Below are 12,500 nucleotides of genomic sequence, written 5' to 3'. Positions count from 1 at the left end.
ATTAGGAGGACTCCACCCATGCAAATCGACAAACATCGATCTTTGGCGGTGGTGTCGGGCATCGCGCTCCTCGGCGCGATCGGCGCGGCAGCCATCACCGCGGCGACGGTCGGCACCGCCAGTGCCGCACCCAACAGCTGCGGCTACCTGTTCGACGACTTCAACTACAGCTCGTCGAGCGACAGCCTGCTCACCAGCCACGGCTGGGTGCCGCGCACCTACTCCGGCGGTCCGGGCGTGCCCGGTGCCACCTGGTCGGCCAACAGCATCAGCTTCCCGACCTCCGGCGGCCAGAAGGTCATGCAGCTGACCGCGTCGACCGACGGCACGGGCTCCGGCACCAACCACGCCGAGCTGTACTCGGCGCAGAAGCGGTACTTCGAGGGCACGTACGCGAGCCGGATCCGCTTCACGGACACGCCGGTCAGCGGCAACGACGGTGACCACATCAACGAGACCTTCTTCACCATCACCCCGCTCAACGGCGACCTCGACCCGACCTACAGCGAGCTGGACATCTCCGAGTACCTACCCAACGGCGGGTGGGGCGAGACCGGGCCGATCAACTACCAGACGACCTGGTACACGTACCGCAACGAGCCGTGGTACGCCGACAACGTGCACTCGTCGCAGCGGCAGAGCTTCGACGGCTGGCACGACCTGGTCGTGACGGTCGCCGACGGCCACGTCATCTACTACATCGACGGCGTCCAGATGGGCGACCACTCCGGCAAGTTCTACCCGCGTCAGACGATGACCATCAACTGGAACCTGTGGTTCATCGACACGGCGGCCCACACGGGCGGCCTCAGCACATACATCCAGCAGGTCGACTGGGTGCTGCACGCCAAGAACCAGGTGCTCACGCCGGCACAGGTGACCAGCCAGGCCGCCGCGTACCGCTCGGCGGGCAGTTCGTTCGTCGACACGGTCGACTCGGCCGGCCCGTGCGTGACCCCGTCCGGCTCGGCGTCGGCGTCCCCGTCGAGTTCACCCTCGGCGTCGCCGTCGGTGTCCACGCCTCCGGCGACCAACTGCAACCAGGCGCCGGAGTGGACGATCAGCACGGCCTACACCACCGGCCAGACGGTCAAGCACGAGAAGAGCAAGTACGGCGACCCGAACGGCCCCCCGTCCGGCCAGGGCAAGCACCTCTGGCGGGCCAAGTGGTGGACCCAGGGCTCCGAACCGGGTTGGACCGCGAACTGGGAAGATCTGGGCGCCTGCTGACCCGCTGTTGATCTGACCTGTTCATGACAGGGCCGGCACCGGACCACGGTGCCGGCCCGCCCGTGTCCTCCGATACGCGCGGCGGTTCGCGGTCCAGGGGTGGAACGGGCCGCCGCGCGGCCGGCTCCGTCAGCAGGCGGCGGCGCGACCGAGCAGCAGCGTGCGTTCGCGCTCGTTTCGCGTCATCGACGCCGCCCGCTCGAACTCCTCCTTCGCCTCGGTCCTGCGGCCGAGTTTCAGCAGGAAGTCGCCGCGGACCGACGGCAGCAGGTGGTAGTTGCGCAGCGCCGGCTCGTCCAGCAGCGGATCCAGCACCGCCAGGCCGGCCGCCGGGCCGTCGGCCATGGACACCGCCACGGCGCGGTTCAGCTCCACGATCGGCGACGAAAAGACCTCACCCAGACGGCGGTAGAGCGAGGCCATCATCACCCAGTCGGTCTCCTCCGCCGTGCGGGCCCGGGCGTGACAGGCTGCGATGGCGGCCTGGAGGGTATAGAGCCCGCCGCCGAGCGCCTCGGCCTTCTCCAGTGCGACCAGTCCCCGGCTGATCAGCAGCCGGTCCCAGCGGCGCCGGTCCTGCTCCAGCAGGACGATCGGCTCGCCGGACGGGCCGGTGCGGGCCGCGCTGCGCGACGCCTGGATCTCGAGCAGGGCGATGAGGCCGTGGACCTCCGGCTCGGCCGGCGTCAGGCTCGCCAGGACCCGGCCGAGGCGCATCGCCTCCTTGCACAGGGCGGGGCGCAACCAGTCGTCGCCCGCCGTCGCCGAGTACCCCTCGTTGAAGATCAGGTAGATGACCTCCAGCACGGAGGCGAGCCGCTCGGTGCGGTCCTGCCCGACCGGCAACTCAAACGGCACGTGCGCGTCGGCCAGGGTCTTCTTGGCGCGGCTGATCCGCTGCCCGATCGTCGGCGACGGGACCAGGAACGCCCGGGCGATCTCGTCGGTGGACAGCCCGCCGAGCAGCCGCAGGGTGAGTGCGACCCGCGCCTCCGGCGACAGCACCGGGTGGCACGAGGTGAAGATGAGCCGCAGGAGGTCGTCCTCGATGGACTCCTCTTCGAGGACCGCGTCGAAGTCGGACGTGTCGGCCTCCTCCGGATGGACAAGCTCGGGGAGGTTCTGCTCGAACCGCTGCCGACGGCGGATCTGGTCGATGGCTCGCCGCTTGGCGGTGGTCGTCAGCCACGCCCCGGGGTTTCGCGGGACGCCTTCTGACGGCCACTGTTCCAGCGCCGCGACGAGCGCGTCCTGCGCGACCTCCTCCGCCAGCCCGACGTCGCCGACGAGCCGGGCGACGCCGGCGATGACCCGCGCCGCCTCGATCCGCCAGACCGCCTCGATCGCCTTGTTCGTGTCGGTTGCCGTCACCGGCCCAACATAGCGCCAGGCCGGGGGACGGACCGCTACTCGAACTCAGAGACCCGGCGAACCTCGATCTCGATCTCGGTGTCCTCGAAGAGGGCGGCGAACCGGGTACTCCACTCGACGGCCTCGGCCAGGTCCCGGACGTCGAGGATCGCGAAGCCGGCGATGACCTCCTTCGCCTCGGCGAACGGCCCGTCGACGACGGTCGTGCTGCCGTTCTTGACGGTGATCTTCGCGGCGCCGGCCGAGGTCGGCCGCAGCCCTTCGCCGGCGAGGAACACCCCGGCCTTCACCGCCTCCTCGATGAAGGCACCCATCCGGCCGATGAACTCGGGGGTCGGCGACCAGGCGGCCGGGTTCTTGTCGTCGAACTTGTGCATCAGCATGTAACGCATATCGGTCTCCCTGTGACGTTGTGTCGTCGTGGCCGGCAGGATCACCAGCCTTCATCAACGCGTCGAACGGCGATCCGTTGCTTCGACAACGGCCCCGGAAGAATTTTCGGCGAGGCGGATCCAGCGGCGGAGCTCGTCGGCGCCGTCGCCGAGCTCGCGCCGCAGCGAGGAGTCGAGGTCGGCCCGCGCCAGCATGTCGTCCGCCAGCGGCAGGGCCCGGGTGTCGTACTGCGGGAAGCTGAACCGGACGACCTGCAGCCCGGCCAGCGCGTACCGTCCGGCGAGGATGGCCGGCACGTCGGCGAAGTAGCGCTCGACGTACGGGTCGGTGAGCTTCTCCTGGCCCGGCTGCCAGAAGTTCGCGGCGGTCGCCATCGCGATCCGGGGCCGCTCGTCGCCGACAAGGACGTCCCACGCCTTCGCCTTCGCCGCCGCCGTCGGCAGGGCGGCCCGGCAGGCGGCGGCGCGCTCGGCCCCGGCGGCGCTCGGGTCGCGCAGTTCCTCGGCGGCGATGTCGTCCTCGCCGGCCGCGCCGAGGACGGCCAGTCGCAGCAGCAGCGCCCACCGCAGCCCGCCGTCCACGGTGAGCCCGTCGGGCAGGTCCTGCCCCGCCAGCCAGGACCGCAGCACCCCGGCATCGGCGACGCTCACCAGGGCGCGGGCCATGGTGAGCTGCCGGCCGCTCGCCGGTGCGGCACCCGCGAGCGCGGTCGCGCAGACCTCGGCCAGCGCGGCGAACGGGATCAGCCCGCGCCGGGCCAGCCCGTCCCGGGCGAACGCGAGCACCTCGTCGAAGACACCCTCCTCACGTTCGGCCGGCAGGGCCGCCACGAGCAGGCCGAGGAACTCGGCCGGGGGCATGAGGGCGTCGCGGACCGCGTCGATGACCGCCGTCCAGATCACCGCCCGCGCCAGAGCGTCGTCCAGGTCCGGCAGCACCGCCGGAAGCGCGGCGCGGCTGCCGTCGTCGAGGCGGACCTTCGCGTACGTCCCGTCGCCGTCGTTGAGCAGCAACACGGTGCCGGTCGGCGAGCCCGCGAAACCGTCCAGCAGGATGGTGTCACGGTCGATGGTGAACGGCACACGCCGTACCGAACCGTCGGAGGCGTAGGCGGCGACCGCTGTGCTGTGCGGCCGCACCGGCCGGCCCGACTGCTCGACGGCCAGCGTCTCGAGCGTGCCGTCGGCGGCGCGGGTCACCACGGGTCGCAGGGTGTTGGCGCCGGTGCTGCGCAGCCACAGCTCGGCCCAGCCGGTCAGGTCCCGGCCGGCCGTCTCGCCGAGCACCGCGAGCAGGTCGGCGAGGGTGGCGTTGGCGAAGCGGAAGCGGTCGAAGTACGCGCGGATGCCGGTCAGGAACACGTCGTCGCCGATGAGCGCGGACAGTTGGCGCAGCGCGGCGGCGCCCTTGGCGTAGGAGATGCCGTCGAAGTTCAGCATCGCCAGCGCCGTGTCGGTGACGTCGTCGGGCGCGACCGGGTGCGTCGACGGCCGCTGGTCGGCGAGGTGCCCCCAGCGCTCCCGCCAGATCGCGAAGTCGGCGAGCGCGGCCGGGTGGCGGCCGGTCTCCCCGGCGACCCGCCAGCCCATGTATTCGGCGAACGCCTCGTTGAGCCAGATGTCGTCCCACCACCGCAGGGTCACCAGGTCGCCGAACCACATGTGGGCCAGTTCGTGCGCCATCACGACGAACCGCCGGAGGCGTTCGCTGCCGGTGGCCACGGTGCGGAACAGGAACTCCTCGCGGAAGTTGACCAGGCCCGGGTTCTCGACGGCGCCGCCCGAGAACTCGGGGACGAAGGACTGGTCGTACTTCGTGAAGGGGTACCGCACGCCGAACAGCGCGTGGTAGCGGTCGAAGGCGGCGGCCGTGGCCGAGAACAGTTCCTCGGCGTCGGCGTCGAGATGCGGTGCGAGCGAGCGGCGGCAGAGCAGCCCGAGCGGGATCCCGTCGTGCTCGGCGGCCCGGACGTGCCAGGGGCCGGCGAGGAGGCTGAAGAGGTAGGTCGACAGCGGCGGCGTGGCCTCGAACTCCCACCGCCCGGGTGCGACCTGCGCCCCGGCCGCGTTCCCGCGCACCGTCCACTGTGGAGGTGCGGTCACCGTCAGTGTGATGGGCGCCTTGAGGTCCGGCTGGTCGAAGCAGGCGAAGATGCGCTGGGCGTCGTCGAGCGGCGCCTGCCCGTAGAGGTAGACCTTGCCGTCCTCCGGGTCGACGAAGCGGTGGATGCCCTCGCCCCCGTGCGAGTACGACGCGACGGCCTCGACCTCGAGCCGGTTCTCGGCTTGCAGGCCGGTCAGCGGCAGCCGGTTGCCGTCGAGCCGCGCGGGGTCGAGCGGCTGCCCGTTGAGGACGGCCTTGACGAGTCGCGCGCCCTTGAGCTCCACGAAGGTGTCGGCGTCCCGCTCGGTGCAGGCGAAGTCGATGACGGCCGAGGAGACGTACTCCGCCGATCCGGTGAGATCGAGGTCGACGGTGTAGGAGCGGACCCGCAACAACCGGGCACGACGCTCGGCCTCGGCACGGGTCAGACTGCGAACAGACCGCTCTGTCATGATCGAGACGCTACCCTGCGGCGGCCGGCGAGCGCTGGCTACCATCCTGGGAATGTCGATCCGGCCACGGACCTTTCGAGGGCTTGCGCTCGGGACCGTCGTCGCCGCCATTGGCCTCGCGTTCGGCATCCGGGCACTCAGCGGCGGCTACCTGGAGAGCAACAACGCCCTGGAGCAGCGTTCCGGCACGGCCCTCTACGCGACCATGGTCTACGCCGGGCTGCTGGTCGTATGGCCACGGATGAAGCCGCTCGGCACCGGCGCCGTCGCGCTCGGCTGGTGCTGGCTCGTGGAGTTTGCCCAGCTCACCGACGTTCCAGCGAGGCTATCCGCGCACAGCGTTCTCGCGCGGCTGGCCCTCGGCGTGGCGTTCGACGCCACCGACCTCCTCTGGTATCCGGTGGGTGTCCTCCCCCTCCTCCTCGCCCACCTTCGGCTGGGCCGTCCGGCCCGCCACCCAGACGCCGAGCAGGGCCGGAACCAAGGCGATGCCGTAGGCCGCCAGGTACGCGGCCGGGCCGTGCCCGTCGACGAGCGCGGCGAACAGTGAGCCGCCGACGGCGAGCACCGTAGTGGTCAGCAGCGCGTCACCGACCTGCAGTGCGGAGCTGTTGGCGCCCTGCGTGCCCGGCTTGGACAGGCTCAGCACCAGCGCGGACATCGTCGGGTACGCGAGGCCCATGCCGAAGCCGCCGACCGCCCAGCCGACCAGCACGACGGCGACAGGAGCGGTGGTCACGACGAGCGCGACGGCCGACAGCACACCGACCGCGATGGCGGCCAGGCCGATCCGCAGCCGGGTCGCCGGGGTGAGCCGTTGCGCCTGGCGGGCCTGCACCCAGGAGCCGGCCGACCAGAAGAGCGCGCCGGCGGTGAGGGTCAGCCCGGCCAGCGACGGGCTGAGGCCGCGCTCGCGGGTCAGCATGAGCGGGATGAAGACGTCGGTCTGCACGAACGCGGCGCCGGCCAGGCCGCGCAGGAGTACGACGCTCGGCAGGCCGCGCCGCGCGGCGAGGGTACCCCTGGGCAGCAGGCGCGGCGCGCACACCACGACGCCGACCAGGCCGGCCGCGAGGTAGACCAGCGCGGCGAGGTCCACGTGCTGGCCGCCGAAGTACAGCAGCCCGAGGCTCAGGGCGGCGCCGACCGCCCACGGGACGCGCCGGTTGACGGTCCGCTCCGCGGGCGGGACGGTGACCGTGCGCACCTGCGGCCAGATCAGCAGCATCGCCGGTACCGACGCGATCACCACGAGCAGGAAGACCCAGCGCCAGCCGATGTGCTCGACGATGAGCCCGGCGACCGCCGGCCCGACGACGGCGGGCAGCACCCAGGCCGCGGCGAGGGCGGAGAAGACGCGCGGATGCTGCTCGTTCGGGTACGCACGACCGACGACGACGTAGAGCGCGACGGTCACCAGCCCGCCACCGAAGCCCTGCACCAGCCGGCCGGCCACGAAGGTCCACATGTCCGGCGCGAGCCCGGCGATGAGCAGTCCGAGACAGAACAGGGCCACGCCGATCGCCGTCGGCTGCGCCGGCCCGCGCCGGTCGCTCCAGCTTCCCGCGAGCACCATCGCGATGAGGCTCGTGGCGAGCGGCCCGCCGAACGCGAACCCGTAGAGCGGGACGCCGTCGAGGGCGCGGGCGACGGTCGGCATCGCCGCAGTCACGGCCACCGCCTCGAAGGCGACGAACGTGACGAGCGTGACCATGCCGACGGTGAGGGCACGTCTGTTCTGCACGTGCTGACCGTCGCATCTCAAGTGGGCTTCAGGTCAACCCGACGTGGCCTTGATCGCTATTTCAACGAGCGTTGACATCGTTTCGGATGTTTGCCTACGAACACCGGCCTGCAGGACGCCGCGAACCTCGGCTGGAAGCTCGCCGCCGTCGCGCAGGGCTGGGCGCCGGACGGGCTGCTCGACACGTACCACGACGAGCGGCACCCGGTGGGCGCGCTGGTGCTGCGCAGCAGCGGCGGGCTGATCCGGATGGCCATGCTCCGATCACGGGCCGCCCGGGCCGGGCGTGACCTGCTCGGCGGGGCGCTGCTGCGCGTGCCGGCCGTCATGCGCAAGGCCGCCGGCACGGTCTCCGGCATCGGCATCGGCTACCCGGACGCCCCACGCCAGCCCGACGTCACCCTGCCGTCCGGCAAGCGGTTGTACGAGCTGCTGCGCGCCGGACGGCACGTGCTGCTCGGCCCGGCGGAGGCACCGTCCGGCTACGCCGACCGGTTGCTGGCGGCGCCCTCCGGCACCCGCGTCCTGGTCCGCCCCGACGGCCACACGGCCTGGACCGACACCGAGGGAGATCTTCCGGTCGCGCTGCGCCGACACCTCGGTGCGCCACGGTGATCCCTGACACCTGACTCTTGACACGGGGGCATTGATCGATGTGTCATGCCCGTCACAAAGCTGTTCTCGTTGGGTTGCCACCGCCGCAGGGCCGACGCACACGGGGACGACGGAACGCTTGCGAGACGTGCCGGGCCCCGCGCCGCCACGGGGGGCCCGGCACCTCGAATTACCTCACCCGTGCGCCAGCCGCGGTTTGTCGCCCGCCTTCTCCACGATCACGAATTGGCCCATCATGCCCTCGTCCTCGTGCTTCAGGACGTGGCAGTGGAACATGTAGGCGGTCGTCGGGTCGGCGTAGTCCGAGAACCGGGCGATGACCGAGTAGCGCTTCCGCGGCTCCAGGAAGATCGTGTCCTTCCAGCCGCCCAGTTGCGGCGGCGGTGCGGCGCCGTCCACCGTCAGCACCTGGAACTGCACGTCGTGGATGTGGAAGCTGTGCGGGGTGTCGTGGCCGTTGCGCACGTTCCACACCTCGATCGTGTTCTTGACGACCACGGCGTCGACCCGCTCCATGTCCATCCGGTCGTCGTTGATCTCACGGTCGGAGAACGTGAAGTCGCGCGTCTTCGCCGCCTGCTTCGGGTCCAGCCGGGGCGTGGCGACCAGCGTCTTCGGCAGCGCGGTGGACTTGCGCAGGGCCGGCGCGGCCCGCAGTTGCAGCACGTCGAACGAGTCATCGCCGCCGTTGAACTTCCGGTTACCGAAGTCGAACTCCGGCAGCGGCTTCACGCTGCGCAGCGTGACCCGTTCGCCCGGCTGCATCGCCACCACGATCTCGGCGCGTTCGCCGACCGACAGGCGCAGCTGCCGCATGGGATACGGCTCCTCGAGCAGCCCACCGTCGGTGCCCACCAGGGCGAACGGGCGGCCGTCGGAGAACGTGAAGTTGTAGATCCGGGCGGTCGAGCCGTTGAGCAGGCGCAGCCGGACCAGCTCGGTGGGCACGTCGAGATACGGTCCGGGGGTGCCGTTGACGAGGATCTCGTCGCCGAGCACGCCGATGTCGCTGCCGAACCGGCCGCTCATGCTGAGCTGGCTGCCGTCGAAGTCCTTGTCCTGCACGATCACGGGCACGTCGTCGACGCCGTACTCGTGCGGGAGCGCCGCACTGTCGGTGGCCGGGTCGTCGGTGATGAACATGCCGGCGAGCCCCCGGTAGACCTGCGCCTCCGTGCGCTGGTCCGGGTGGGGGTGGTACCACAGGGTCGCCGCCGGCTGGTCCAGCTTCCACGCCGCCTGGAAGGAGCCGCCGGCCACGATCGGGCGGTGCGGGCCGCCGTCGGCCTGGGCGGGCAGGTGCATGCCGTGCCAGTGGACCGTGGTCGACTCGCCGAGGCCGTTGCGGATGTTCACCACGACCTGTTCGCCGCGCTCGGCCCGGAGCGTCGGCCCGAGATACGACCCGTTGTAGCCCCACGTGCGGGTCGCGCCGTGCCCCAGGTCACTCTCGCCGGCCTGCGCGCGCAGCTCGAAGACCCGCCGGCCGTCTTTGTCCACAGTAGACTGGGCGAGGGGCGGAATCCGCAGCGCCCGCTCGAACTCGACCTTACCGGTCGTGTCGATCCCGGCCCGGGTGAAGGACCAGGTGATCGCGGCGACCCCGCCTCCGCAGAGCAGAAGCAGCAGGCCGAGGCCGCCCAGGAGCCACTTACGCACGGTCGTTCCCTTCTTCGTTCGTTCATAGGTAGCGCAGCTACATGTAGTCTCTCTTGTCCTCGATGCCGCTCGCCAGACCCGAACCGACAACCCGGGGAAAGGTCAGGGTCAACCCCCACTCATCGAGGCGGCGGGGTCGGCATACTGATCGGGTGGTGATGGTTGGTGGTCCGATCGACGCATATGTCGCCTCGCTGCGCGGCGCCCTGCGGGGTCCCCGTGGCGCCAAGGCCGACCTGGTGCGGGAGGCGCGCGACAGCCTCTTCGACGCCGCCGAGCACTACGAGCAGGACGGCTTCGACCGGGCCGAGGCCGAGCGCCTGGCGGTGGACGAGTTCGGCGACGTGCACGAGCTCGCCCCCGACTACCAGCGTGAGCTCGCCCTGGCGCAGGCCCGCCGCACCGCGCTGCTGGTCGCCCTGGCGGTCGCGGCCCAGACCATCGTCTCCGAGATCGCGTGGCGCACGGCGGCGACAACCTGGTCCTGGCAGCCGGACCGCTTCTACACGATCCTGGCGAACACGGTGGACTACGCCAGTTACGTCGTCTTCGCCGGCGCCCTGCTGGCCGCGGCGACCTGCGGCATCGGCACCCGCTTCCTCGTGGTGGGCCGCCCCTTCGCTCACGCGACGGGCATAGCCGCCATCACGGTGGTCGGCTTCTTCCTCCTGGGCGGCGCGGTGCTGTCGCTGCTCAGCCCGGCCTGGCACACTGCCGTCCCTGGGGCGACCCCGCTCGACATGGCCTCGGCCGCGATCACCGCCGCCTTGCCGGCCTGGATGGTCTACTCCGGCTTCCGCTGCATCCGCGCCGCAGCCCTCCCCGCCCCGGCCTGACCTCGGCTCTCCACCCCGGCTCGCCTCGCTGCCAACTCCTTCCGCCCGGCCACCTGGTTGACCTTGGTCGTTTCCGTTGCCTGGACCACGGAAAGCGACCAAGGTCAACGCGCGCGGGCTGCGGCTGGGGGGTGTCGCTCAGGACAGGAACAGGGCGGAGATCTTCGGCAGGTGCTTGCGCACGGCGGAGTCGTCCTCGTCGTCCCAGTCGTCGTCGACCAGCGGGGCCACCTGGCCCGTCCGGGCGCGCAACAGCATGGGGTAGTCGTCCGTCTCGCCGTACAGTTCCTCGGCCAGGTCCTCGACCTCGCGCGGGGCCAGCTCATGAGCCGGCAGCCCGCCCGCGGCCACCGCCCGGATCACCGGGTCGTCCGCGAGGCTGTCGGGGTCGGCGACCGCCCGCTCGTAGACGTCACGGCCGCGGGCGATCAGGCCGTCGACAAAAGCGTCGGCGAACCGGGCCACGACCCGGCCCGTCGCCCACATGGCGGACGAGTTGGCGCGGGCCTGCAGCTCCGTGCGGCGGGCGTCGAAGTCCAGCAGTTCGCTCTTGTCCAGGGTGGCCAGGCGCATGCGCAGGGCGGCGGTGAACCGCTCCGCGAAGCCCGGCGTGACCCGGTCGCCCGCGGCGGACCGGGCACCGTCGATGATCGACCAGAAAGTTTCGCTGTCCACGGCACCGAAGTCTGCCACCCCGGCGCACCCCGCGGGCAGGTCTGCCGTGCCGACCTGCCCGCGCGACATCTCCGGTCAGGCCGGCACACGGTCCAGGAAGCCGAACATCTGGTTGATGCGGCCGTCCGGGGCCAGCGTCACCACGTCGAAGCCGGCCGGTCGGGGTGATGCTCAGGGAGTGGCGGGAGCGGCGACCGGCGACGGCGGAGGCGCTGAGGGGCCTCTGAAAGCGCTCTGACGGGGTGGCACGTTTCTGGGATTCGGGGGTCTGCGGCGGACCGTACCTTCATATCCATCGCAAGGCCACACCAACAACTTCCCAGAAGGAGCGCACCATGAGCGACATCGAGACCTACGAAGGCGGCAACGAGGTCGAGTACGCGGACTACTCGGCCGGCCAGGAGCACGGCCAGCTCGACCAGCTGCACCAGGCCTCGGGCAGCGAGTACAGCCGCAACGAGGACTTCAACGTCTACGAGCAGGACCACGCCGCCGCCGAGAACACCAGCTTCCAGCAGGGCCACAGCGTCCAGTGGACCGACGGCAACGGCGCCAGCTACTCGGAGACGGACTACACCAACTACAACCACTCGGCCGCCGAGACCGACCACATCTTCGCGGCCTCGGGCTCGCAGTCGGTGGAGGCGTCGGAGTGGAGCGAGTTCGACGCGCTGCGCGAGCGCTTCGACACCGCGTTCGTCGACGCCACGGAGTTCCGCGGCGGCGCGGGCGAGCTGACGGCCAAGTAAGAACGGCGCGCAGCTCATGGTGTGGCTTCAGGCCCGGCCGGCGGCTCAGCCCCGTCGGCCGGAGTCCCCACACAGCAGCAGACGCACTCGGTTGTTCGACTTCGTTCGGGCGTCCGGGACTGTCCGGACATTCCCGGCCGCCCGAACGAAGTCGGCCATCCGGGTGCGTTTTCCTGTTGTCCGGCTTCCGACCGGTCCTTGATCACCCCTGCTCGGCGGCCACACAATCCCGCCATGGGCATCGGACTCGGCGACCTCCTGGCGATCCGGCGGCACCGCCGCCAGCAGCGCCGGGCGCACCAGCATCACCAGCGCAAGCGCAAGCGCAAGCGTGACTCGTGCGACTGCGGTGACTTCGACTTCTGCGACTGCAACCCGTTCATGCTGGGCTCGATCCTCGGCATGATGGCGCTGGCGGCGCCGACCCGCCCGCCGCGGAGGTCGGCGAGCGGGCCGGGCCGAGCCGGGATGGCGGCGATCCGGGGATACCAGCGATGGCTGTCCCCTCATCTGCCGACCCGCTGCCGGCAGATCCCGTCGTGCAGCAGCTACGGCCACCAGGCCGTCCAGCGGTACGGCCTGGTGGAGGGCTCCCGCCTGACCGCGGCCCGCATCAAGCGCTGCAACCCGTCGACACCGCGGGGCACGCACGACCCCGTGCCCTAGAAGGTGA

Annotated in this window: 11 protein-coding genes and 1 pseudogene; 6 read left to right on the top strand and 6 right to left on the bottom strand. The window is 71.2% G+C overall.

What is annotated here, in order from left to right:
• Positions 1-18: 18 nt before the first annotated feature.
• Positions 19-1,230 (top strand): glycosyl hydrolase, encoded by a 1,212-nt coding sequence (locus tag Dfulv_RS06455; RefSeq protein WP_259861705.1) that lies wholly within the window; start codon positions 19-21, stop codon positions 1,228-1,230.
• Positions 1,231-1,359: 129 nt separating this feature from the next.
• Here the strand turns inward: Dfulv_RS06455 and Dfulv_RS06450 are convergent, their stop codons facing one another.
• Genes Dfulv_RS06450 through pepN form a run of 3 tightly spaced genes read right to left on the bottom strand, consistent with a single transcriptional unit; the run spans position 1,360 to position 5,549 of the window.
• Positions 1,360-2,601, bottom strand: a complete 1,242-nt coding sequence (locus tag Dfulv_RS06450) for an RNA polymerase sigma factor (protein WP_259861704.1) — start codon at positions 2,599-2,601, stop codon at positions 1,360-1,362.
• Between the two features lie 35 nt (positions 2,602-2,636).
• Positions 2,637-2,993 (bottom strand): YciI family protein, encoded by a 357-nt coding sequence (locus Dfulv_RS06445; RefSeq protein ID WP_259861703.1) that lies wholly within the window; start codon positions 2,991-2,993, stop codon positions 2,637-2,639.
• 54 nt (positions 2,994-3,047) lie between these two features.
• On the bottom strand, positions 3,048-5,549 hold the full coding sequence (pepN, locus tag Dfulv_RS06440) for an aminopeptidase N (RefSeq protein ID WP_259861702.1): 2,502 nt from the start codon (positions 5,547-5,549) through the stop codon (positions 3,048-3,050).
• On the opposite strand from pepN, the pseudogene Dfulv_RS48755 reads away from it, so the two are divergent.
• A pseudogene (locus Dfulv_RS48755) lies at positions 5,548-5,898 on the top strand (DUF2809 domain-containing protein); the annotation flags it as partial. The gene pepN and the pseudogene Dfulv_RS48755 sit on opposite strands and share 2 nt — an antisense overlap.
• On the opposite strand, the gene Dfulv_RS06435 reads toward Dfulv_RS48755, so the two are convergent.
• Positions 5,875-7,293, bottom strand: a complete 1,419-nt coding sequence (locus Dfulv_RS06435) for an MFS transporter (protein ID WP_259861701.1) — start codon at positions 7,291-7,293, stop codon at positions 5,875-5,877. The pseudogene Dfulv_RS48755 and the gene Dfulv_RS06435 sit on opposite strands and share 24 nt — an antisense overlap.
• A gap of 90 nt (positions 7,294-7,383) precedes the next feature.
• On the opposite strand from Dfulv_RS06435, the gene Dfulv_RS48520 reads away from it, so the two are divergent.
• Positions 7,384-7,908, top strand: a complete 525-nt coding sequence (locus Dfulv_RS48520) for an FAD-dependent monooxygenase (RefSeq protein WP_319805768.1) — start codon at positions 7,384-7,386, stop codon at positions 7,906-7,908.
• A gap of 174 nt (positions 7,909-8,082) precedes the next feature.
• Here the strand turns inward: Dfulv_RS48520 and Dfulv_RS06425 are convergent, their stop codons facing one another.
• Positions 8,083-9,567 (bottom strand): multicopper oxidase family protein, encoded by a 1,485-nt coding sequence (locus tag Dfulv_RS06425; protein WP_259861700.1) that lies wholly within the window; start codon positions 9,565-9,567, stop codon positions 8,083-8,085.
• Positions 9,568-9,725: 158 nt separating this feature from the next.
• Here Dfulv_RS06425 and Dfulv_RS06420 point away from each other — a divergent pair, with 158 nt between their 5' ends.
• Positions 9,726-10,403, top strand: a complete 678-nt coding sequence (locus tag Dfulv_RS06420) for a permease prefix domain 1-containing protein (RefSeq protein WP_259867477.1) — start codon at positions 9,726-9,728, stop codon at positions 10,401-10,403.
• A 138-nt stretch (positions 10,404-10,541) separates the two neighbouring features.
• Here the strand turns inward: Dfulv_RS06420 and Dfulv_RS06415 are convergent, their stop codons facing one another.
• Positions 10,542-11,078, bottom strand: a complete 537-nt coding sequence (locus tag Dfulv_RS06415; RefSeq protein WP_259861699.1) for a DUF4240 domain-containing protein — start codon at positions 11,076-11,078, stop codon at positions 10,542-10,544.
• A 335-nt stretch (positions 11,079-11,413) separates the two neighbouring features.
• Between Dfulv_RS06415 and Dfulv_RS06410 the strand changes: the two genes are divergently transcribed.
• Both Dfulv_RS06410 and yidD read left to right on the top strand, forming a co-directional pair.
• Positions 11,414-11,827 carry a hypothetical protein gene (locus tag Dfulv_RS06410; protein ID WP_259861698.1) on the top strand — a complete coding sequence of 138 codons (414 nt, stop codon included), beginning with the start codon at positions 11,414-11,416 and terminating at the stop codon, positions 11,825-11,827.
• Between the two features lie 234 nt (positions 11,828-12,061).
• Complete coding sequence (gene yidD, locus Dfulv_RS06405; protein ID WP_259861697.1) at positions 12,062-12,493, top strand: membrane protein insertion efficiency factor YidD; 432 nt, start codon at positions 12,062-12,064, stop codon at positions 12,491-12,493.
• The last annotated feature ends 7 nt before the right edge of the window (positions 12,494-12,500 follow it).

Source organism: Dactylosporangium fulvum, assembly GCF_025137375.1.
In the GTDB taxonomy this organism is placed as follows: Bacteria; Actinomycetota; Actinomycetes; order Mycobacteriales; family Micromonosporaceae; genus Dactylosporangium; species Dactylosporangium fulvum.
This window is presented reverse-complemented; position numbering and strand designations above follow the sequence as displayed.